Source organism: Balneola sp. (assembly GCA_002694685.1).
Classification (GTDB): Bacteria; Bacteroidota; Rhodothermia; order Balneolales; family Balneolaceae; genus Gracilimonas.
On record NZMW01000004.1, the window covers coordinates 509,726 to 534,271 of the forward strand.

17 protein-coding genes are annotated in these 24,546 nt (G+C 41.9%); 2 read left to right on the forward strand and 15 right to left on the reverse strand.

The window, feature by feature from the left end:
- Positions 1 to 40: 40 nt before the first annotated feature.
- The 13 genes from CL667_07730 to CL667_07790 all read right to left on the reverse strand — a co-directional run bounded on the left by CL667_07730 (position 41) and on the right by CL667_07790 (position 20,815).
- The gene (locus tag CL667_07730) at positions 41 to 1,075 is read right to left on the reverse strand and encodes an LLM class flavin-dependent oxidoreductase (GenBank protein ID MAL17586.1); all 1,035 of its coding nucleotides are present in this window, start codon (positions 1,073 to 1,075) and stop codon (positions 41 to 43) included.
- Entirely contained in the window at positions 1,076 to 4,429 is a 3,354-nt protein-coding gene (locus CL667_07735; GenBank protein MAL17587.1) for a copper transporter, read from the reverse strand. It lies immediately after the preceding gene.
- A gap of 20 nt (positions 4,430 to 4,449) precedes the next feature.
- A complete protein-coding gene (locus CL667_07740) occupies positions 4,450 to 5,673 on the reverse strand; it encodes an efflux transporter periplasmic adaptor subunit (protein ID MAL17588.1) in 1,224 nt (407 codons plus the stop codon).
- Positions 5,519 to 7,030, reverse strand: coding sequence for a hypothetical protein (locus tag CL667_07745; GenBank protein MAL17589.1), 1,512 nt, complete (start codon positions 7,028 to 7,030; stop codon positions 5,519 to 5,521). Before CL667_07745 ends, CL667_07740 begins: the two co-directional genes overlap by 155 nt.
- A 45-nt stretch (positions 7,031 to 7,075) precedes the next feature.
- A complete protein-coding gene (locus CL667_07750) occupies positions 7,076 to 7,729 on the reverse strand; it encodes a hypothetical protein (GenBank protein MAL17590.1) in 654 nt (217 codons plus the stop codon).
- 269 nt (positions 7,730 to 7,998) lie between these two features.
- Entirely contained in the window at positions 7,999 to 8,469 is a 471-nt protein-coding gene (locus tag CL667_07755) for a hypothetical protein (GenBank protein MAL17591.1), read from the reverse strand.
- Between the two features lie 78 nt (positions 8,470 to 8,547).
- Complete coding sequence (locus CL667_07760; GenBank protein ID MAL17592.1) at positions 8,548 to 9,276, reverse strand: acyl-[acyl-carrier-protein] thioesterase; 729 nt, start codon at positions 9,274 to 9,276, stop codon at positions 8,548 to 8,550.
- Positions 9,277 to 9,339: 63 nt separating this feature from the next.
- The gene (locus CL667_07765; GenBank protein ID MAL17593.1) at positions 9,340 to 12,363 is read right to left on the reverse strand and encodes a hypothetical protein; all 3,024 of its coding nucleotides are present in this window, start codon (positions 12,361 to 12,363) and stop codon (positions 9,340 to 9,342) included.
- 9 nt (positions 12,364 to 12,372) lie between these two features.
- Positions 12,373 to 15,660: an acriflavin resistance protein gene (locus tag CL667_07770; GenBank protein MAL17594.1), complete on the reverse strand. Its 3,288-nt coding sequence runs from the start codon at positions 15,658 to 15,660 to the stop codon at positions 12,373 to 12,375.
- A 12-nt stretch (positions 15,661 to 15,672) separates the two neighbouring features.
- Positions 15,673 to 16,728: an efflux transporter periplasmic adaptor subunit gene (locus CL667_07775; GenBank protein MAL17595.1), complete on the reverse strand. Its 1,056-nt coding sequence runs from the start codon at positions 16,726 to 16,728 to the stop codon at positions 15,673 to 15,675.
- 183 nt (positions 16,729 to 16,911) lie between these two features.
- Positions 16,912 to 17,895: an NAD-dependent dehydratase gene (locus tag CL667_07780; GenBank protein ID MAL17596.1), complete on the reverse strand. Its 984-nt coding sequence runs from the start codon at positions 17,893 to 17,895 to the stop codon at positions 16,912 to 16,914.
- 50 nt (positions 17,896 to 17,945) lie between these two features.
- Complete coding sequence (locus tag CL667_07785) at positions 17,946 to 19,961, reverse strand: hypothetical protein (GenBank protein MAL17597.1); 2,016 nt, start codon at positions 19,959 to 19,961, stop codon at positions 17,946 to 17,948.
- 149 nt (positions 19,962 to 20,110) lie between these two features.
- A complete protein-coding gene (locus CL667_07790; protein MAL17598.1) occupies positions 20,111 to 20,815 on the reverse strand; it encodes a metal-dependent hydrolase in 705 nt (234 codons plus the stop codon).
- 180 nt (positions 20,816 to 20,995) lie between these two features.
- Here CL667_07790 and ytxJ point away from each other — a divergent pair, with 180 nt between their 5' ends.
- Both ytxJ and CL667_07800 read left to right on the forward strand, forming a co-directional pair.
- Positions 20,996 to 21,388 (forward strand): bacillithiol system redox-active protein YtxJ, encoded by a 393-nt coding sequence (ytxJ, locus tag CL667_07795; protein ID MAL17599.1) that lies wholly within the window; start codon positions 20,996 to 20,998, stop codon positions 21,386 to 21,388.
- 57 nt (positions 21,389 to 21,445) lie between these two features.
- Complete coding sequence (locus CL667_07800; GenBank protein MAL17600.1) at positions 21,446 to 21,700, forward strand: hypothetical protein; 255 nt, start codon at positions 21,446 to 21,448, stop codon at positions 21,698 to 21,700.
- Here CL667_07800 and mtnA read toward each other — a convergent pair.
- Positions 21,678 to 22,724 carry an S-methyl-5-thioribose-1-phosphate isomerase gene (gene mtnA, locus CL667_07805; GenBank protein ID MAL17601.1) on the reverse strand — a complete coding sequence of 349 codons (1,047 nt, stop codon included), beginning with the start codon at positions 22,722 to 22,724 and terminating at the stop codon, positions 21,678 to 21,680. The genes CL667_07800 and mtnA overlap by 23 nt on opposite strands.
- Positions 22,725 to 22,801: 77 nt before the next feature.
- Positions 22,802 to 24,496, reverse strand: a complete 1,695-nt coding sequence (gene ggt / locus CL667_07810; protein ID MAL17602.1) for a gamma-glutamyltransferase — start codon at positions 24,494 to 24,496, stop codon at positions 22,802 to 22,804.
- Positions 24,497 to 24,546: the final 50 nt, after the last annotated feature.

Below are 24,546 nucleotides of genomic sequence, written 5' to 3' on the forward strand. Positions count from 1 at the left end.
TCACTTAGCAAGGCTTGGGTTTTCGGGGTACAAAAATAGTTTATGAATGTAAGGGTGATGCTTCTTTACTGATTAACCCTTTCATCATTTCAGCAAAAAGCTGATGTGATTTTAGTCGCTCCTCATAATCAAATATATAGGAAGCAATAAGCACTTCGTTAACTTCCGTTTGTTTGATAAAAGCTTGAAGCTCATTTTCAATTTTAATTGGATCACCAATGAAAGAATAAGCCAGCATCTGGTTGAGAGCCATTTTGTATTGAATTCCCATAATAGTTGAGAGATCATCGACCGGGGGAGGAAGTGGTTCTCGTTCACCGGTTATGATGCCTAAAAACATCTGCTTCATAGACGTAGAAAGATACTCCGCTTTTTCGTTGCTGTTGGCAGCTATCATATTAATACCAGCCATAATATAAGGTTCGTCAAGTTGTTTTGAGGGCTTGAAGTTTTCGCGATATATGCGGATAGCCTCATGTAGCTGTTGGGGAGCAAAATGACTTGCAAAAGCGTAAGGTAATCCTAATTCAGCTGCTAAATGAGCACTATCGGTACTGGAACCTAGAATCCACAAGGGAACTTCGGTGCCTTCTCCGGGGAATGCCCTGACGTTACTGTCATTTTCTGCTGATAGGTATTTTCGAAGCTGTTTCACATTTTCAGGGAAATTATGTACTTGCTGTATGCGATCGGGGCGAATAGCATGAGCCGTAGCCTGGTCGGTTCCCGGCGCACGACCTAATCCCAGATCAATACGGTTGGGGTACATAGTTGCCAGTGTTCCAAACTGTTCAGCTATAACCAGCGGGGAGTGATTGGGAAGCATAATGCCACCTGAACCTACCCTTATAGAGGTTGTTGCTTCTGCTACATGGCCCAGTAAAACAGTGGTTGCTGAACTGGCAATATGTTTCATATTGTGGTGTTCAGCCATCCAAAAGCGATGGTAACCCTGTTCTTCAGCATGTTGTGCTAAATCACGGCTTTGCTGAATGGCCTGAGCTGTAGAACTTCCCTTTGTAACTACAGCAAGATCCAAAACGGAATACGGAATATTTGTGAGATTAATACTCATTTATGAAGCTTCTACTTTGTTGAATTTTCTTTTGAACCAAATCTTGGTATTTACACCGATATAATACATAGAAGGAACAAGAAAGAGAGTGAGAAAAGTTGCAAAACCAAGACCGTAGATAATAGTCCAGGCAAGTGGACCCCAGAACGAAGCATTATCACCACCGAAGTATAAGTTGGGTTCAAAGCTGGCAAAGAGGCCATAAAAGTCGATGTTTAGGCCGATAGCCAATGGGATAAGCCCGAGGATGGTAGAAGCTGCTGTTAGGAGTACAGGATTTAAACGAGTAGCTCCTCCTTCAATCACAGCGTCTTTCAGACTGGACCCTTCATTTCTTAAAATGTCGATGTAGTCAATTAGGATAATTCCATTCTTAACTACGATTCCCGCTACAGCGATGATACCCATCCCTGTAAGTACTACCGAGATATCCATTCCGAAAGTAGCAAAACCAATAAACACTCCAATCAAACTGAAAATTACCTGAGACATAATGATCAGGGATTTTCCAATAGAATTGAACTGGGCGACCAGAATCAGGAATATTAATCCAACAGCTGCAAGCAGGGCAACCATCAAGAACTGTCCGGTTTCAGCCTGTTCTTCTTGTTCACCGGTGAGTGAAATTTCATAGCCTTGGGGAATTTCGAAATCCTGTAGCGATTCTCTGATCTGCGTATTAATCTCATTAGCGTTATATCCTGACAATACGTTTGAGGAGAGGGTAACCACTCGCTCAAGGTCGATTCGGTTAATGGCCCCATAGCTGGATTCAAAGCGAGGAATTGCCACTGCAGATATCGGAATATTACCGGTTGGGGTAGCAACGGTCATGTTCATGAGATCGGTTATGTTGCTGCGGTCTTTTTGCTGTAACCGCAACCGAACATCATATTCATCCTCATCTTCTCGAAATGTTGAAATGGGAGATCCTAACAACGCAGTTCGGATAGCCGTCCCAATCTGCACATTACTGATCCCATAGCTGTTCGCTTTTTCATTATCGATATCAATGATGAGTTCGGGATTGTTGACCTGAAGATCAGACCTCAATTCTTCGATACCGGCAATGTCCTGATCCTGAATGTAGTTTTTGAAGTTTTCAGTGAGGCTAATGAGCTGTTCAAATTCATCTCCTGTAATTTCAATATTGATGGGTTTACCCGTAGGTGGACCTGATTGTTCTTTATCCACCGTAATCGTAGTTCCGGGAATACCTTGTACGTTTTCCCTGATTTCATTCAATAACTCCTGAGTGGAAACGCCATTGCGGTTTTGATAATCAACAAATTCTACGCTTACTTTACTTTTGGTGGCGGAAGGAGTTGGGTCACTGCTACTGGGAGGATTCGCTCCAATAGCTACATTTGAAATTACGGACTTAACGATGGGATTATCTCGACCAATAACTTCATATACCCGTTCTTCGATCTTTTGATTGATCCGGTTGGTTTCATCTAAATCGGTACCGGCAGGCATCTCGTTGTAAACGTATACAAAATTAGGTTCTCCGCTGGGGAAAAAGACTACTTTCGGAGACACAATTCCCAATAAGAAGAAACTGAATACAAGAAATATTACGGCAGAGACCAACGTGTACCAAGGCCGAAATCCAACCAAAATCCATTTGATAGCATCGTGGTAAGCTTGCTGTAGTTTTGGTAATGCAGATTCGTTGAATTTTCTTATCAAAGGCTTCAGTATAAAACGCTCTAATAACCATAGTAGGTAAAGGAAGATGAGGATATTGGCCACAAACATTCCGCCAGTCAGATAGAATATCACAGCAAGTGCACCAACTACTGCTGATGCGATCCACAAGAACGTGTTGTTATGGCTGTCGTCTCCGTTTATGTGTTCTTCATCTTCACTAATAAAAGAAACCGCAAAAACGGGATTCATGATGAGCGCCACGAGTAATGAGGCCACCAATGTTAAGATCAGCGTGACCGGCAGATAGAACATAAACTGACCGATAATTCCACCCCAGAATAACAAAGGGAAGAAGGGGGCAATGGTCGTTAGTGTTCCAGTAATTACAGGAAGAGCAATTTCTCCCGCTGCTTTTTTGGCAGCATCCATTTTACTTAGCTCGCCTTTGGTTACATGTCGATAGATGTTTTCTACGATTACAATGGCGTTATCTACCACAATACCCAGACCAAGAATGAGGGCAAAAAGTACGACGGTGTTGATTGAAAAATCGATTACCGGCATTACTGAAAAAGCGATAAGGGTAGAAAGTGGAATAGCGAGTCCTACAAAAACCGCATTTTGAACCCCCATGATGAACATCAGCACCAAGACCACAAAAAAGAAGCCAAGGATTACGGTGTTGAATAAGTTGGAAACGCTGTCTTTGGTGTCTTGAGAACGATCGCCTGTTACAGTGATATTCAGTTCATCCGGAAATTGATTTTCCTGCAAATCCTTAAGAATAGCCATACTGGCTTCAGAAGTTTCAATCAGATTTCCACCACTTTTTTTCTTTACGTTGATGGTAATAACCGGCTCACCATATAGACTTGCATAACTTTCACGGTCAGCAAAATCATCTTGAATCTGGGCGATGTCTTTCAGGTAAACTTCATCCCCAAGGTTATTTTTGATGATGAGGTTTTCCAGGTCGCTGGCTTCTTCAATTTCACCATCAACCCGAACCGAACGCTCCATAGTGCCGAGGTCAAGCTGACCCGCAGAAACGGTCATGTTTTTGTTAGTAACCGCAGTACTGATGCTATTGAAGGTAATTCCAGCAGCCTGCATTTTTTGTAAGTCTACATTAATCTGGATTTCACGTTCCAGTGCGCCCACAATTTCTGCTTCGTTTACATCGGTCAGGCTTTCAATTCGGTCCTGAATTTCATCCGCAAACTCCTTCAGTTCCACCAAATCAAAGTTACCGGAAAGGTTGATGTTCAGGATTGGCTGATCATCAAGGTTGAAATCACTTACCTGCGGTTCCTGCGTAAGTTGTGCCGGAAGTTCAGCCCGGGCTTTATCAACGGCATCGTTAACTTCCTGCTGTGCAACCAGTTTGTCTTTGCTGGTTTGAAATTCCACGGTTATGATTGAAGTGGCCTGCTTAGACACACTGCTTATCACATCAATGCCATCAATACCCTTTAATTCCTGCTCAATGGGGCGTGTGATTACGTTTTCGATATCAGCGGGTGAAGCACCTGCATACACCGTTACAACGTTAAAAATAGGGATTTCTACTTCGGGAAAGCTCTCTTTAGGAAGCGTGATGTACGAATAAATACCAATAATCGTAATCAATACCGTAAGCAAATACACGGTAGTACGGTTATTGATCGAAAGACTCGAAATTTTAAACTCTTTGAAATTCATTGCTTATGCTCGCTCTATAATTAATTTTCTTCCTGAATGGAGATCGGCTGCCCGTTAGACAGGTTGGCATAGCCGGAGGTGATCAGAAGCTCCCCAGCCTGCAATCCTTCGCTAATAACCATGTCGTTTTTATAGCTCTGGGCGGTGGTTACCTCTCTTCGTGTAGCAATCCAGCCTTCGTTGGTTTCTTCCGCTACAAACACATGATTTTTATTATTTGCTTTCTGGACGGTGTTTAAGGGAATCACGATTTGATCGGTCAGCGTCACGTCATTAATCCTGATTTTCGCCATCATGTTGGGACGAATTTGTTCCATATTGTCTGGCAGATATATTTCCACTCCAAATGTTCGGTTTGAAGGATTAATTACTTTACTCACCACATCCAACCTTTTGTTGATAGGGGAGATATCTAGGCTTGGGAAAGAAACTTGCACACTATCTGTCTGGTCAACCCGGGTGATATATGCTTCAGAAACAGAAGCTGTAACTTTTAAAGCCTCAGAATTAGTTAACTGAAAGACCGGAGTTCCTGGTCCCACCGTTTCCCCAACTTTCAAGTCAACCTGATTTACGGTTCCTGAAATCGTAGCCCGGATGGTATAATTTTCATATTGCTCATTTAACGTTGCCAGCTGGTTTTTGGCTGATTCATACTGGGTTTTGGATTGAAGGAGTTCAATTTCGGAACCTACATTTTGGTCGCGCAAATTTTGTTGACGCTCATACACTGTTTTTGCCAGTTCCAACTGTGTTTTCACTTCCTGAAGTTGACTTCGTGTAATTTCGCCATCCAGCTTTGCAAGGATATCGCCTTTTTTAACATCCTGACCTGCACGTACCCGAATTTCTTCAACGGTAGCTGTGGTTTTGGGAGTAATCATGATGGTTTTATCCGACTCCACATCTCCCTGAATGCTTATATAATGGTGGAATACGGAAGGTTGAATTTCCTGAACATAAACCGGAGTTGTATTCTTCGGGACTTCACTTTCGCCGGTTTCAGTGTCTCCGCCGTTTCCACAGCCGGTAATCAGTAGAACTAAGGCGAGTATCGATATTTGAGATTTCATTTGAGTGAGTTTCATGTTATTTGAGTTCAATATTTTCTTTGATGTCTTGAATGTCTTGCCCCACAAAAGGCACTTGTCCAACGGCCTGATCGTATTGGGCTTTGGCCGACAAATAGCCGGAAACCATTTGGGCGTAATTAATTTCAGCCTGACGCAGTTGTAAGTTGGCATCCGTCACTTCCTGCTGTGAGCCCAGTCCGTTTTGATAGCGTACTAAAGCTCGTTCATATCCACGTTCAGCTTGCTGTAATGCTTTTTTTAGCGCATCACTTGTTTGTAAAGCCTCGCGGACGCCCTGCTTGGCAGTAAAAATTTCTTTGTTGGCTTTTTGTTTAGCTTGATAAAGTTGAAGCTGTGTATCTTTAATCTGAATTTTAGCCTGCTGAATGGCAGCATCTCTTTGAAAGCCCTGAAAAATAGGAAGCTGAATTCCGAGTGATAACGTTTGTGAACGGGCCCGGGAATCATCTGTTCCAAAAAATTGAGGAGTTCCGGGCTGAGAAGCAGTCCAGTTCAACCCATAATTTGCTACAATATTGGGTAGATATGTACTCCGCTGAGCATCCAGCTGTTTGCCTTGCAGTTTTTTCTGAATATCAAGTATTCTGAGATCTCCGCGAAGATCCATGGCCTGTCTTAAAGCCACAGAATCACTTTCTAAAACCAGTGGGGTTAAGCTGTCAATATGCTTCAGTTCTTCATTATCACTTGTTTCGACTGTATTGGTGTAAATGTCATAGGTACTCAAATCACCTTTAATACTGATAGAAAGCTGTACCGGAAGCCCCATCACATCCAGTAGCTCTTGAAGCGCATTCTGAACACCGAATTGAGCTCTTGTAAGCTGAGGCTTCAGGTTACTAAGCTGAACTTCCAGCTGCAGGACGGCATATTCATCTGTAAATCCTTGTTCATACAATTTTCGGGCATCTGACAGATTTTTTTCAATCCGCTCAATTTGGGATTCAGACAATCGAAGCTGTTCTTTAGCCACCAAAGCCTGGTAATATGCAATCCTGGTTTGCGTAACAATGCCCTGGGCAGTAGCACGCATACTTTCAGATTGAGCTGCCTTATATAATTCCGAACTGCTAATGCCTACAAAAGCCTGTCCGCTAAAAATAGTTTGGGAAACCGTAAAGCCTCCTTGCCAATTGTTATCCGTTCCGAATGCAACGGGAACCAGTTCATTGGGATCCGCATTGGGATCAAAAATGACAGCGGGAATAAAGTTTACAGGCACTTCGAGATTTCGGGTGTAATTTGCTGAAGCAGCGATATCCGGCATTACATTACTCCATGCTGTACGTATTTGCTGGTCAGCATCCCGAACAGAAAGCAGTGACCGTTTCATCTGGGTATTATTGGCCAGAGAAATTTGAATGGCTTGTTCTAAATTCAGCGTTTGGCTTAGTGAGTCAGCTATATTTTCTACAGGTTGGGAAAAAGAAGCGGATGTGAATCCAAAAGTTATGATCATTATGAACACTCCCAGTGTGTTAAAGGAGTGGGGTAAAGTTCGTTTCATGAGTGAGTTCAAAATTTGATTGGGTATTCTTGTTTATTAAAAACATTAATTACTTGAAGGTATACTGAACTGTATATCCAGATACTGTTCCATCAGTTTGGGAATGGTTAAACTGTATTCATCCAGGATTTGTTGAACTTTTTGATTTGGGTCAGACAGGTAAAATTGAAGCATTCCATTCATTTGGGCTCCAAGCATCAGCGCAATAACTTTGGGCGGGGTATCGGTTTTAATACTTCCATCCTGTATTCCAATTTGTATAGACCGTACAATGATCATAAGTAACTCATTCTGCAGGAGCCGGCACTCCTCAACCACTTCATGTTCTTCATCCAGGTCGTTCATTCTGGTTTGCTCATATATCATCATGGCACGGGTAAAGGTGCGATGCTCCGTAAGAAATTCCAGAAAAGTCAGCATCATCTTTTTAACAAGATCTGCGCCTTTCTTGTCCTCCTGGATAATTTCCAGAAATTGGGTGTGAAGTCTGCTTAATCCTCTTTTCTTAATGGCCTGATGCAGCGTCGATTTATCTTTGAAGTATAGATAGAGGGTTCCTTTGCTTAGCTCAGCCAGTTCAGCGATTTCTTCCATCGTGGTTTTTTCAAACCCCTGACGGTTGATCAGCTCAATAGCAGCTGTCAAAATCTGATCTTTCCTGCGTTTGCGTTCGCGCTGTTTACGCTCTTTGGTTCCCATTTCACTAACTCTTAGTCATAAGGTGACTGACACTTGTTATTTATTGTTCAGTAAGTTTACTAATTAGTAAACTAAATAAACATAGTGAATTTTAATTTAGATTTGAGGTGCTCAAGGCGGGTTATAAAAGTTCATTAATCCCTGGAAATGCTATTTAAAGGGAATGAAAGCAGTTTAGTGTATCACAGAAGGGAAGGGAGAGAAGCTCGCCAAAAGTTCAGTTAACATTTTTTTAATGAACGTACAGTCACTTTTTGTGCGAACGAATATCAGAGTTTATTTTCAGACTTGTATTTCTGAATCAAATCTTTGGTCTGTCGGCTGATAAATTGGTGAAAGTGATTAGCGCGTTTCAGTCGTTGCGTATCAGTTTCTTTCTCTTCCTGAACCAGCTTTAAACCCTTTGCAGTTATTTTTTCCAGATCGAGAGAAAGCTGAAGCTGCTTCTCCATAAAGTCGACCAGTGAACCTTCTTTGAGTTTAAAGTAGATTTGGCGTTCTCCTTTAACCCGTATTTTTTCGATGAGCCCTCGCTCCAGCAGCATCCGCGTAGTATTGCTTACCGAGGCTTTACTGATATCCAGATTATCCATCAGATCCGGGAATGATTGGTGGGGAGGATCACAGATGAGCAACCAGCCAAGAATTTGTCCATATATTCTTGGATGACCCAGCTCTTCAATTTTCATGCTGAAGTCTTCTACAAAGTCAATTTTCTCTGAATAGGAATCCGGGGCCAATGGTTTTATTTATTTAAATCGTTGTGTATAGATAAAATGATAAATAGAAATTTTGTGTGTTGCTAACAAAGTTTACCATTAGCTACATTTAGCTAAAGCCAGGATGTTACCATCCTGGTTTTTTAGTTGATGGGTAAATTTACGAGGCTCGTGTTCCATGCGTTGGGATGTGATGATATCCCCGACTTTACTTTCTCGCATAAATATGATGTCCATATTCTTTATGAGGTAGGCTTTTTCTTCGTCATAACTTTCCATCACCCATTCTACAAACCGGGCATTATTGACATGATTATTCATATCTAAATCGGACTTACGAACCACAAACTTCTTCTCCATGTCCGGTTCATCAAAAGACTCAATTTTGTCTGACTTGATGGGCATTACATGCTCGAGATCTGTAAGCCTCAGATCCAAAACTTCCTGCGGCATTCGGGTGGGGCGTCGGGTTTTCATGTTGATCATCATCCAGTAGCTGAGACATGCCCCGATTTGGTTTTCCTCTTCATCCAGTATACGGTAATCACGATAAGCTCGTAAAGCATCACCGGCAGCCGGCCAGGTTTCTATGGTAATCTTTTCCCGCCAGTTTGGATAGCGCTCCATTTTGATATCCATTCGGTGCAAGACCCAGGTAAGGTCTTTTTCCTGAAGTTGGGTGATATCAAAGTCTAGTTTAAGGGCGTGATTTCCTGCTACTTCCTGAAAAAGTCCGCAAACAGCCTGCAGTGTAATTTGTCCACCTGCTCCTACTTCGCTGGCACGGATAGTAAAGTTCTCAGAATGCTTTGTAATGTCTTCTGACATGGATAAGTATAGGTTTCAATTCACCTAAAACATAACCTAAATATTGCATTGATGTAAGAGCGATTACTTCGCAGCGTGTAAAATCCGGTTGCTCCAAATCTTGATGTCATCCAGAATCACATAGATAGAAGGAAGTACCAGCAGTGTTACTACGGTGGAGAAGGTTAGTCCACCCACAATAGCACGAGCCATAGGGAAGTAGGGAGGACCTTCGCCACCAATCTGAGTAGTTCCAAAACAAAGTGGAACTAAGCCCAATACGGTTGTTGCAGCGGTCATCAAGATAGGGCGCATACGATCGCGACCGCCTTGGATAACAGCATCTCTACGGGAAAGTCCTTCGCTTCTTAAATGGTTGATGTGATCGATAAGCACAATTCCGTTATTCACTACGATTCCCATCAAGATGAGGATTCCAATGAAAGCCATCAGGTCGAAATTGGTTCCGGTGATAAAGAAGAACCAAAAGATTCCAATCACTCCATAGAAAATACAAGTGATTACACTTGTTGGGTAGATTAGGGATTCAAATAGAGAAGCCATAATCAGGTATATGAGGAAGAATGCGATACCAATGTTAAATAACATGGTGTTCATAGCATCCATATCATTTCCAAAACTACGTCCGTAGCTCCATCCATAGCCTGCGGGATAAACGATTTGATCCATCACCTTGGAAATTTGCTCACGGGCTTCTTCGGAGGTAATATCGGCTAGGTTAATACCAATGCCTAATGAGGTCCGGCGGTTCTCGCGGAAAATGCGTCCGGCACCCGAACTTTGCTCAAAGTCAGCTAGAGAAGCGAGTTTAACTGTTTGTTCATCCCCAATGGAGATTGGTAAGTTTTTGAGATCATCCAGAGACTGTCGGTTCACATCCTGGAAAGCAAGTACCACATCAATTTCACTTTCTTCACCCCGAATACGCTGAATCGTTTGTCCACGCATAGCACCTGAAACCATACTGGCCACGGCGGATGAAGTAAGCCCAAAATTTCGGGCCCGGTCATGATTTACGGTAAGGCGAATTTCTTCACTGCCACTTTCAGCTTCAGAACGGACATCAGCAAATCCATCAATTTGTCCGAGTCTCCATTCAACTTGTTCGGCTAATTCTTCCAGTACATCCATGGATTCACCCTGAACAAACACCCGAACCTGCTCAGCGCTGTTTCGGCTTACGAACTCAAAGCCCGGCTGACCAATAGCTATCTTGGGGAGATCTTTTTCGATCTCTTCCTTAATCAGAGTAACTGCTTTTTTAGCATCGTCTTCATCAATCAGGTTAATGGTGGATTGGGCATATTCCGGCTGGTAATAAGTGTAGACAGATTCGATTTCAAACTTATCCTGATTCTCGTACAGATAGTCTTCAATACGATCTACGGATTCTTTAACGCGCTCAAGAGTATAATTGGCATTCAGGTTGTACTGAAGGTTTAGTTGGCGCTCCTCAACCCGTGGAAACATATCCACGCTCATGAAAGACATAGGAATTATTCCGCTTAAAAATAGTAGCACTATAAAAGCCACAGATATCTTTCTGCGCTCCAGCAGCCAGCCAAGAAGAGCAGAATATTTCACGGATAATTTATCAATAATCGTTTTTTTCTTCGATTTCTTGGGCGGGTTAATTTTGGTAGCTAAAAGGGGTATTACAGTCAACGAAATTACCAAGGAAGCAATCAGTGCTATGATAATTGCCATTCCGATATAGTACATATGCTGAGAAATAAAGCTTTCATTCACCACATTGGGAAGAAATACAATGATTGATGTAAGCGTACCGGCTGTAACCGCAATCGATACCTCTTTAGTACCTAATATGGCTGAGTCTTTAGCACTTTTTCCATTCCTTTGAAAACGGTGGATATTCTCTGTCACAACAACAGCATTATCTACAAGCATACCGATGGCTAACATAAGTCCCATCATTGAAAGGATATTCAAGGAGATATCGAGGAAGTAGAAAAAACCCAGTGTTACAATGAGTGAAAACGGAACGGCAGTAGCAACAATCAGAGTAGTGCCCAACTGGCGCAAGAAAATGTATAGGACAAGAATAGAGAAAAGAGCACCAATCATGCCGGAGTTAAACAACTCTTTAAGGGAACTTAAGATCCCATCAGCCTGATTAAACATCTCATAAATTTCGATACCCCGCATTTCGGGTAACTTGTTGATTTCGTCAATCTCTGCTAAAACTTCATCAACAACCTGAACGGTGTTCGCGGTTGATTCTTTGGTGATATCAAGGCCAATGGCATATTTGCGATCCAAATGCCGGGCATAATTTCGTTCCGGAGAGGTGTATTTAACTTGTGCAATGTCTTTAACCCGGATATTATTTTCAGCAATAATAATGTTTCCGATATCATCAGAACCGTTAAGATTACCTACCGGCCGAACCATGTATCTAAGCCCTGAGTCAGTAATCTTACCCGCTGAAATAGAGAAGTTTGCCTGACGAAGGGTAGTGCTCAATCTGTTTAGATCAATGTTGTATTGGGTAAGTCGGTCAGGATCTAATTCAATACGAATTTCTTTCTTCTCAACACCATACAACGTTACTTGTCCCACCCCGGGAATGCGTTCAATACGTTTTTTTAAGTTTCTATTGAGGAGGTCAAAGGCATCCGACAAATCCCGCTCACTGGATATCCGAAGCTGTAGGGTAGGAGCATCCCCATCCTGAAATTTATTGATGGTATAATATTCGAAGTCATCAGGAAGTTGATTTCGAATACTCTCAATCTTTTCCTTTATCTCGATAGCCTTCAGGTCAATATCATTTCCCTGTTTGAAGATGACCACAACACCAGCGTTATCTTCACCGGAGTTGGAGTTAATTCTTTCCACTCCACTGATCGTCGCCAATACTTCCTCTATGGGTCGGGCTATGTTTTCATTAACTTCAGTAGGGGTAGAATTTGGATAAGGGAGCTGCACAAAAGCACCCGGAAAGGTGATGTTTGGCATAAACTCTAAGGGAACCAGTCGTGTGGCAATCAACCCAACAACCAAAAGGCTTACAAAGACCATAATGGTTGTTACCGGGCGACGAATGGAGATATCGGTAATGTGCATGGACATAGCTTAAGCCGTTTCAGTTTCGGTTGTCACAGTATAGTTCTTACGATCAAGGAGATCGTACATCACCGGAATAACAACTAATGTGAGGAGGGTTGAGAATAACAGACCGCCAATAACTGTAATACCCATTGGGGCACGTAATTCGGCTCCATCACCAAAGCCAATGGCAAGAGGGAGGAGGCCAAGCGTGGTCGTCATGGTTGTCATCAAGATTGGTCGCAAACGTGATTTTCCGCCTTCCTTAATGGCTTCAAGTTTCTCGGTGCCTTTCATGCGCATTTGGTTAATCAGGTCAATTAAGACGATAGCGTTGTTTACTACAATACCAGCCAGTAAAATCAGCCCAATAAATACGACTACACTGATGGTAGTACTGGTTATATATAGCGCGAGGATTGCACCAACCAATGCAAGCGGTATAGTAAATAGGATAATAAAAGGGTGAAGCAGCGACTCAAACTGTGAGGCCATCACCAAGTAAACAAGAAATACGGCTAATGAAAGTGCAAAAATGAGGGACTGAAATGATTCAGACATTTCCTCATTCTGTCCGCCAATTTCAGCAAAAATACCTGTTGGCAGAGTGACTTCAGATAAAGCGACATTCACGTCTTCAGCGGCTTCCCCTAAATCACCATAATTTAGGTTTGCGGATACAATGGCTACACGCTGTTGTGCAACTCTGCGAATTTCACCGGGACCGTTAGCGATTTGGACATCTGCAATAGCGCTCAACGGAATAGGTCGTTCGCTGTTGGGATTAACAATCAATCGCTGAATCTCATCAATAGAGGCGCGGTCGGTTTCACGGGCTCGTACAAGCACATCAATTTTGCGATCTCTCCATGAATATCGGGTAGCTACATCTCCACGGACATTGCTGACAATTCGGTCGGCCACTTCATGGACCTGAAGTCCTAATGCAGCTGCACGGTCGCGATCAAACAGAATTTGAATTTCCGGGCTCCCGTTTTCCATAGTGCTTTTCACATCTGCAAAACGGTTGTTTTCGGAAAGTTTTCGGGCGACAGCATCACCAGCTAATTTCAATTTGTCCAGATCAAAGCCACTGATTTCAATTTCAACAGGTGTTTTGAAGGAAAAGAGGGAAGGTCTGGAAAACTTGTATTGTAATCCCGGTACCTGTTGCAGGGATGATCTCATCTGATCCATGGCTCTTTCCTCTTCGAGTGAGGATGAACCTGAAGCAAGCGTAACACTTAATTCACCCCAATTTTCACCACCTTGTTCAGGGTTGGCATCCATTTGGTTACCGGTTCCGGCAACTGCAAAAGTAGTTTGTACATTTTGCAAGCTTTTGGAATTATTCTGAACAGAGCGCAAAGCCTTATCTGTTTCTTCGATAGGAGTACCTGGAGGAAGTTTGAATTCCACCGCAAATTCGCCTTGAGATAGTTGAGGGATTAATTCTATACCAATCTGTGGAACCAATGCAATGGAACCTGCGAACATCAATAAAGCAGTAGTAAGCACGATAAATCTATTATTTAATGACCATCGAAGCATGCCTGAATACATTTTCTCAATAGCCTGATAGGACTTATCAAAAACCCATACAAACGGGGAGAATAGTGCTTTGGTGATTTTACCAATCCATCTAAAAAGGAATCTTAACCCACGTGTAATTAAAGTTGGGATGGTGTAGAATAAAAACATGCGAACGGCGCGCAAACCACGCCCCGCTTTAGTTTTAGGTTCTTTAAGATCCAAAGGCTGAGCCTCTGATTTTTTACCACCAATAGAAGACAACATCGGAATTAAAGTGATGGCTACAATCAGAGAAGCAAGTAATGAAAAAGTTACCGTGAGGGCCTGGTCACGGAATAATTGTCCGGCAATTCCCTGAACGAAAACCAATGGAAAGAACACAGCAATAGTCGTAAGGGTAGAAGCGATAACAGCCATACCAACTTCACCGGCTCCTTCACGGGCCGATTCTACAATTCCTTTCCCCATCTCCCGATGTCGGGCGATATTTTCGAGTACAACAATGGAGTTATCCACCAGCATACCAATACCTAGGGCAATCCCTCCCAAAGACATAATGTTTAAGGAAATGTCATTGCCGTACATGAGGTTGAAAGTGGCAATAATTGAAACCGGAATAGAGACCGAAATGATAACGGTAGTCCAGAAATTTCGAAGGAAGAGATAAAGCACAATCACAGCTAAGATACCGCCAATGATTCCCGCATTTTTCACCTCATCTACAGCAGAAGCTATAAAAACTGATTGGTCATATACTTTCTCCAGCTTCATTTCATTGGGAAGGGCACCTTTTATTTGAGAAACCCGGGCATTTATAGCGTCAGCAGTTGCTACAGTATTGGCATCACCTTCCTTGTAGATTGCAATTTCAACCGCTTCAGAACCATTGAGGCGGGTAATAGCTTCACGTTCTTTATAAGCCTGTACAACTTCAGCTACATCTTTGAGATAGATCGTATTTTCAGGAGTAGCAGACACTACTACATTCCTGATTTGATCTACCGTCTTAAATTCATTGAGTGTGCGTACCAGGTACTGCTGTGCTCCTTCCTCCAAACGTCCACCGGAAAGGTTTACATTTTCGGCGCCTAATATTTGAGTAACGGATTCGATAGGGATGTTCAAGTAGGAAAGTCGCTGCTGGTCAATATTGACCTGAATTTCTTCTTCAAGACCACCACTGATTTTTACCGAAGCTACTCCCAGGGCTGATTCTAAGTTCTTTTTAAGCTGTTCATCAGCTAATACACGCAGACCTTTTAACCGTGAAATAGCATCCGGACTTTCTAAATCCTGATATGACGCATAATCAACATCCGCTTCATTACTAGTTGATTCAGGCTCTTCTTCACTGTAGTAAAGTGCATATCGCATGATTGGATCAAGCGTAGGGTCGAAACGCAACGTAACCGGTTTGTCTGCATCTAAAGGAAGTTGGACGGCATCAAGCTTAGCCATTACGTCAAGGTTGGCGATATTCATATCGGTACCCCAGGCAAACTCAAGCACAACGTCAGACTGACTGGCTCTTGAAATTGAACGAACTTGCTGAACTCCTTTTACTACACCAACTGCTTCTTCAACAGGCTTGGTTATCAGGTTTTCGACCTCAACCGGTGCTGCTCCTTCAAATTCAGTGCGAATGGTGAGCGTTGGATAGCTGAGTTCAGGTAATAGATTTACGTTTAATCTGGAAAGAGAGACCATGCCGAACAGCAATATGCCAACTGTAAACATAGCGATGGTAACTTTCCGGCGTATAGAAAGGTCTATTATTTTCATGGGAGTACCCGCTTACAGATTGGTAATTACATTTACTTTTGAGCTGTCTTGCAGGCTTCCCTGCCCAATGGTGACCACCATTTCACCGTCCTCAAGTCCATCGATAACCTCGATATTCATTCCATTCACATATCCGGTGCGAATTTGTTTTTTGAAGGCCAGCGAGTCTTTTATCACATATACGCTTTGGGCTAAATCTTGAGACATTACCGCAGACTTGGGAATCATTCGGGTATTTTCGCGGGTGTCATATACAATTTTAACGCGGCCAAACATTCCGGGTCTCAACATGTCTTTGGTTTCATCTACAAAGATGGTGACTTTAAACGTCCCGGTTTCTGAATCAACGACAGGACTGATTCGCTCTACGTGGCCCAAAAATGTTTGATTTGGAAGGGCATCAACTCTGAGTTCAGTTCTTTGATCTTTTCTGATCTTAGCCATTTCATGTTCTGGAATATGAAGAATAGCCTGTAGCGGACTAAAGTCAGTTACCCGATATACCTGCTGATCAGTACCAATCATATTTCCAACCTTCACATATCGTTCTGAAATCACGCCGCTGATAGGAGACTTAATAGAAGTATGCTCTAAGTTGAGCTGAGCCAGTTCATAGGCTGCTTTTTGAGACTCAAACTCATATTGAGAGTTTTGGTATGCTTCTGCAGCGATCAGGTTTTTCTCATACAGTTCTTTATTTCTCTGAAAGTCGTTTTGAAGACGGTCGAGAGTAGCTTTTGCGCGGGCGGCCTCAATTCGATATTGGTCATCTTCAATTTTTGCGATGACCTGACCTGCCTTAACCTGATCTCCTTCTTCTACATAAATTTCACGGACAATACCACGAACTCTGGCAACAACAGTGGCCTCTTGTTCAGCTTCGAGGGTAGCGGTATTGGCATAGTAAGCTGAAATATTACCACGGCTTACATTGCTGACTTCAACTGGAATAACCAGTTTTTCGTCTTCATTATTTTGATCTTGATTATCTCCATTGCTGCAGGCAGAAGTGCCAATTAACAGTGCAATAAGTAGTAAGGCAGAAAGGGGGTAGCTAAATTTTTTCATGGGAGTGTGTTAAAACCTATTTTGTTATTTCCAACACGGCACACTACGACATGACTAATTCTTTGTTTCGATAGAAGTGAAGTAATTGGCAGGGTTGGATGCTATTAACTACACTAAACCCAGTTGAAAAGGTTACATACATCAAGAAAAAGGAAGGAAGTATTTCTTAAGAAATTTTTTCGATTACCTTTCGTGAGCAGCGATTATTTTGTCCATCATGGTGTTGGTGTCGGGATTCACAATCATCCGTTCTTCTTTTTCTTCAAACCAAGCCAGTGTCTCTTTAATACCTTCGCTGAAAGGAATAGTAGCTGTATAGTTAGGGACCAACTGTTTGATTTTGGAATTATCGAAGATGGCACAATGAGCTTTGTCGCCAAGTAGGCCGTCAGCTTCTCCGGGAGCTATTCTTGAAATGAAATCGGAAGAAATATGGACAGCATTTAGCTCTACTCCGGCAGCGTTGGCAACCGCTTCGTAAATTTGATTCCAGGTGAGGACTTCATCGGAAGTAATATTGATGGCTTGACCCAATGAACGCTGATTACCCAACAATCCTGTAAATCCTTTTGCGAAATCCCGGGCATGCGTAATCGTCCAGAGAGAAGTGCCGTCGCCGTGGATAATCACTTTCTTGCCTTTCTTCATACGGTCAATGATGGTGTACTCAGTCCACCCCCCAATAGCTACCGGAATTCTAGTATCATAAGTATGTGAAGGTCGTACGACAGTAACTGGGAATTGATCTTCCCGGTAGGCTTCCATCAAAAGTTCTTCGCAAGCAATTTTATCTCTGGAATATTCCCAAAAAGGATTTGAAAGGGGTGTTGATTCATCAATAACCGGCATGCTTGGAGGCTTTTGATAGATAGAAGCTGAACTGATAAAGATATATTGCTTCGTCTTTCCTCTGAATAGCTGCAGATCGTTTTGAATATGTTCGGGGATGAAAGCAATCCAGTTTACAACTACATCCCATGTATGTTCTTGTAAAGCTTTCTTGGTCTCTTCCAGATTATAAATATCTGCTGCGATGGTTTTAGCACCGGGAATATCTGCATCTGTCTTACCCCGGTTCAATAAGTATAAATCAATGCCTTTAGATAAAGCTAATTTACTAACTGATCTGCTTATGTTGCCGGTACCGCCGATGAAGAGGACTTTCATTGAGTTATATTTTAGAGATTTAAGTCACTTAAAATATATAGATAGTCTGTTTATTCAATCATCTTTTTAGGCAATTTGACAATAAACTCGGTTCCTTCACCTTCTTTGGTGTTTACTTTGATAGTGCCTTGATGGAGATCGATCATCTCCTTACATAAAAGCATTCCAAGTCCTGTTCCTTTTTCCTGATTGGTACCCTTTCTTTTTGGCCGGGATGAGGGGTCAAATAAACGAGCTCTTACCTTTTCAGGCATTCCAATTCCATAATCTTTAATAGAGATGACCGTATCAGTTTCTGTTTCAGAAATGGTAATATCGATCTCACTTTCAGGTTCAGAAAACTTCAAAGCATTTGAAATTAAATTCCGGAAAATGGTAGAAACCATTGAGGAATCAGCATTTATTTCTGCAGACGTCCTGTAATCTGTGTTTATAGTTATTTGTTTACTTTCTGCAGTAGATTTGAACAATGAGAGGACTTTATTGATCTCAGAGGTTAGTTCAAATTTCGAGTAATTTGGTTCAAGCGTATCTCTTTTCAGGCGTGTCCAACCTAGTAGATTCTCAAAAAGCTGATGCGCTTGACGAGATGATTGTTGAACCATTTCTAGCTTGTGAGTAAAATCATCATCCAGTTCGGAATAATCTTCTGCCTCATACATAAGCAGCTCGAGCATGCCGGTAATTCCAAAAAAGGCTCCTTTCAAATCATGCCCGATAATTGAGTAGAGTTTGTCCTGAGTTTCAGTCAGGTTTTGGAGCTCTTTATTCTGAAGATTAATTTTTTGCTGATATTCTTTTTGTTTCGTTATATCCTGAAAAGTCCCATGGAGTTTGTAAGCTTTACCTTCCGCAAATAATGCTTTTCCAATAGCACGCACCCATTTTTTTGTTCCTTTAGCACTTGTGAAGGGTAACACTAAATCGTAGGGCTCTCCGGTTTCAAGGGTTACTTTAAGGGATTCCTGAAGGGTTTCTTGTGCTTCTTTTGGAAAGTAACTAAGACCTTCATCTAAGAAAACTTCTGATCCAATTTCTTTCTCATGGATACGGTAAACTTCATCGGTCCAAAATAATTTCCCGGATTCCAGATTAATTTCCCATCCTCCTACATTTGCCATTTTCTGTGCTTGAGCAAATAATATCTCAAGATTCTTTTGTTTTGATATGTCTCTGGAAGTAGTTTGGAGGCTGACTACTTCACCCTCTTCATCTGTAATAATTTCAGTTGCGGTATCAAACCAGACATAAGAGCCATCTTTTTTTCGAATTCGATAATGGAAATTTCTGGATGGATCTTTTTCGAGTGCCTTTTGGTGAGATTCTGATTTGATTCTTTCTTGGTCTTTTGGGTGAAAGAATTCATAAGGGTTTTTACCTACAAGCTCTTTAGGTGTATATCCCAGAAGGTTTTCGACAGAGGGGGAGACAAATTTATAAGTGCCGTCTGGATCATGTAAACAGATCATATCGGCGGAATTCTTTGAGATCAGCCTGTAAAGCTCTTTTTGGTCCTGAAGTTGCTTTTCTACTTGTTTACGTTTTATGATACCACTAATCCATTGCGAAAGCAGTTTGATTAAATTTCTGTCTGCCGCAATAAAACCATCTTTTTTGGGCTTAGAACTCGAAAAGTTAAGCGTGCCATAAATGTCATCGTCAACAATAATGGGAATACCGATGTAAGATTCTAGCTCAAAGAATTCGTAACAAGGATGGCGACTCCACGGGCTTTCTTTCATGTAATCAATGGCGATTGCCCGGTTGCTTTCTAACGTGATGGCACAGAAAGTATGGCCTAGTTTAAATTTTTGGCCATTTTCCAACCCATTATGTTTAGCATAATGATGCTGTATTATATACGTCTGATCAACAACTTTACTGATAATCCCTATTTCCATTCCCAAAAGTTGGGTAGAAAGTTTAAGAGCATTATCGAGCTGGATATCCAAATTAGTATCTGTCTGAGATACAATTTGATACAGTAAACGCTGTCTTATTTCTGCCTCTTCAATATTCTCAATTTTGAAGAGGTCGTTTTGCCCTTCCATCATATATAATACCATTGATTCCTAGACTAAATTTAAACAAAAACCTTTCGATAGACCACTTAGGTTTTCCTTATCGGCACTAGTCCAATGATCATTAAGTTCAAAACAAAAAAAAGCCACAAATCATATTTCAGATTTGTGGCTAGGGAGGGAAATCAAAAAAGTTATCCCAGGAAATTAGATCCTAATTCCGGTATTAATACTTCTGTATCGGTAAGATCTTCCAGAATAGCTTTAAATTCTTCAGGATCTCCAACCAATGGTGGCCATGTTCCATAGTGTATTGGCACTGCTATTTTTGCACCGATCATTTCCACGGCATAAGCAGCTTCTTCATGTCCCATGGTGAAGTGGTCTCCAATTGGGGCTAATACTACATGAGGGCGATAGAGTTCGCCATAAATTTCAAGGTCAGCAAAAATATTGGTATCACCCATATGGTAAACGCATATGTCATCTTCAAATGAGAGTATAAGACCTCCGGGATCACCAGCGTATTTGCCTTTGAACGAAGAGCTGTGGTTGGCTGAAACAAGGGTCACAGAAAAGTCATCAAAATGAACGGTTCCGCCTTTGTTAAATCCAACAGCTTGGTCTTCAGATAATCCTTCTTCCTGCAGAAGTCCAACCAATTCTAGGTTAGCAACGACCTTACAGCCTGTGTTCTTAGCGATTTCAACGGTATCCCCAACATGATCTTCATGGCCGTGAGTTAATAATACATAATCAGCTTCTTTGACTTCTTTAAATTCATCTGGCGTAGTCGGGTTGTCTTTGAGAAAGGGATCGATATAAATAATCTTTCCACTTTGACTTTCCAGTTTAAAAGCTGAGTGTCCCAGCCAATGTGCTTTAACTTGTGTATCCATAATCTCTTTAATTTGTTGGTTTAGTTAAGTCTCTTTCAATATCTACTTATGTAAATGGAAACGAAAGGAAAATGATTCGTTGTTTTTTTAAAAATCGTTGAGCATAAAACTTCTAACTCAATAGTTATATAAAGAAACTAAAATCATGATATATTTAAAGGGTAATTAATAAAAGGTTAAATGAGCATCTTTAAGACTTTAGGTAATATGTTTAGCACCAAGATGGAAGTTGAAGAAAACTTTGGCTGGCATAACATTTCTACCCCGGAAGAGGTGACTGATGTTTTGGCTGCATCTAACGAAAAGCCACAGGTAATCTACAAGCATAGCCCAACGTGTGCAATCAGTTACCTGGCTCTTAAAAACCTTGAAGGCATTTCGGATGACTACAGAAAAAAGGCAGAGTACCACATAATTGATGTGGTCGGGCAACGTTCTCTCTCAAATCACATTTCTGAAAAATTGGCGATTCGTCATGAGTCTCCACAAATGTTTGTTATAAAAGAAGGAGAAGTTATCTGGAATGGTTCTCATCATCAGGTTAAATCGAACGTGATTTCTGAGTTGCTCTAAGGTTAGTCAGTTTAGGTTATCGCTATTTAGGCGGTTTTTTAAGGAAGGACAAAAAAAATGAAGAATACCATCACGTGGTTGTGTGGAATACTTATCGGAGGTCTGTCAGGTTATGGAATTGGAGTGCTCCAAACTTCCAATCCTTACCTATGGCTGGCTGTGGGAATTATACTGGGTAGCAGCATAGCCGTGACATATAACATCCATCGGGAAGATGACGATCTGTTTGATGATCTTGAGTCAGAAGATGCTACAGAACCAGAAGAGAATACAATAAACCGTGATTCTGCTAATCGGCAAACAACTTCTTGATATTCTTTTCAAAATCCGGTTCTACAATTCCTTTTTCAGTAATAAACCCGGTGATATATCGGTGAGGAGTTACATCAAAAGCTGGATTATAAGCCGGAGTCTTTTTAGGTGTGATGGGGGTTTTAGCAACGTGCGTTACTTCCTCTTCATCCCGTTCTTCAATCTCAATCTCGTTACCGGTTTCTGTCTCTAAATCGAAGGTAGAGAGGGGGAGAGCAACGTAAAAAGGGATTTCATTCTCTTTCGCCAAAACAGCAAGTGGGTAGGTCCCGATTTTATTGGCTGTATCGCCATTTGCGGTTACACGGTCAGCTCCAACAACAATCATGTCAACTTTGCCCTGCTTCATGAGCGAGCCTGCAGCGGAGTCGGTGATCATATGAAAAGGAACCTCAGCTTGTTTGAGCTCCCAGGTTGTTAGCCTTGCTCCCTGCAAAAGGGGACGTGTTTCATCAACCCAAACATGAATGTCTTTGTCATCAGCATCAGCATGTAGAATCACAGACAATGCGGTTCCATATGCACCGGTTGCCAGTCCACCTGTATTGCAGTGGGTTAAGATATTCCAGCCTTTCTTTACAAGTTTTGCTCCATTTTCACCAATCTGTTTACAAACCCGCTTGTCTTCATCGTGTATGGTTTTAGCGGTCGCAAGAATGATGTCCTTAATTTCTTCAAGGTCTTTATCCTTATTGGCATAAACCGTCTGATTGATGCGTTCCAAAGCCCAGCTAAGATTTACGGCGGTAGGGCGTGATGACTTCAGGTATTCAATCCAGCGGTTCAGTTCTACATTAAAACTCGTGAAGTTCTTGGATTCCAGATCCTGTACTCCAAGATATAAACCATAAGCTCCTGCAATACCAATGGCCGGTGCTCCGCGGACTTTAAGCTTTTTGATGGCATCCCAAACCTGTCCGATTGTGTTTACATCAGAATAAATTTCTCGCAGCGGGAGTTGAGTCTGATCTAAAATTACTAAGTGATCTTCTTGCCAGGATATCGATTCGTAAGCTTGTTCCATAAGTATTGAACGCGAATTTAAGGGGATTTGTACGTTTACAAAGAGTAAAGATGTTATCGGTTGGACTCAAGAATTATTTAGTAACCGGAAGCATAGCCATCGCCACGAGGATCTACTCCGGCGCTTAAGTCTCCATTTTGTTCTATAAAGATATTATGGGCACGGCCGACTCCGGGAATTTCAAAAATGCGATGTCCTTTGGCTTCGAGTAAGGCTTTGGTATCAGGACTGAGTCCATACTGGCCAGGCATAAGTACATCCGGAAGCCACTGGTGATGAAATCTTGTGGCGGCTGTTGCTTGTTGAGCTCTCATTCCAAATACAGCACGATTTAAAAAACTCTGTAAAGTTGCGGTTATAATTCTGGGTCCGCCCGCAGCACCTAACACCATATCTACTTTTCCATCTTTGGTTACTATAGTGGGTGACATGCTGCTTAACATTCGTTTGCCGGGCTCTATTGCATTAGCTTCAGCGCCAATGAGACCGTATGCGTTAGGCTCGCCGGGTTGAGCTGAGAAATCATCCATTTCATTATTAAGAAGGAATCCGGCTCCATTCACCGAAACATGACTTCCAAAAGATCCATTAAGGGTAGTGGTAACAGCCACTGCATTTCCATCGGAGTCAACAATAGAAAAATGAGTTGTTTCTGAAGATTCCATAGCCCCGGCAATTTCACCATGGGCCAGAGAGGAAGATGGTGTGGCTTCTTCCATAGAGAAGCTTTCCATGCGGGTTGAATTGTATTCCTCACTTAATAATTCTTGCATGGGAATATCCACAAAATCAGGATCACCTAAATAGAAAGAACGATCAGCAAAAGCCCGGCGCATGGCTTCAGCAACAACATGAACATAATCAGCAGAATTATGTCCCAAATCAGCTAAGGGGTACTCGTCTATCATTTCTAAGATTTGAGCGATAGCAACACTTCCGCTGCTTGGCGGAGGCATGATATGAAGCTCATAGTCTAGGTATTCAGCCACTACAGGATCGCGCCATTTACTATCATAATTACGAAGATCGCGATAGGTAATCATGCCCCTATATCTTTCCATCTCACTTACAATAGCGTCAGCTACGGGGCCCGAATAAAAACCTTCCCGGCCAAAGCGCGAAATGCGTTCCAGCGTTTCTGCCAAATCTTCCTGTACAAACAAATCGCCTTCTTCAAAGAGGGTTGTATCACCGGTGGTGAAATATTTGGCAGAAGCCTGATATTTATTGAAGGTATCTCTGTGGTTGTTTAAGTCCTCAGCTTGTGAATATGAGAGTATATATCCTTCTCTGGCTAACTTTATGGCAGGTTGAATGACTACATCTAGTGGCAAGCGCCCATATCGTTCTAACGCTTTAATCATACCGTCAACAGTTCCTGGAACACCTACGGCTAAAATGCCTTCCCAGCTTAAATCTGACTTGAATTCTCCATTACGGATATACATGTTTCTTGAAGCACTTTGAGGTGCTTTTTCTCTGAAATCCAAAGCCGCGGTTTCTCCGTTAGCCAAACGGACCATCATAAATCCACCGCCACCAATATTACCGGCTCGGGGTAAAGTAACAGCTAAAGCAAACTGGACAGCGACGGCAGCATCAACAGCATTTCCGCCACTTTGAAGAATCTCTTTTCCAATTTCGGAAGCATGTTTATCTGCAGACACCACCATTCCATTGGAATAGCTTTTTGAATTGAATACCTGTGCGGGTAAGGATTGAGATGCGAATACAAAAGTAATAAGCAGGAAAAGTAAACGAGTGCTGGTCATGTATCAGATCTTATTATTGAATTTCTATTAAAATAAGAGAACTAAAGTGT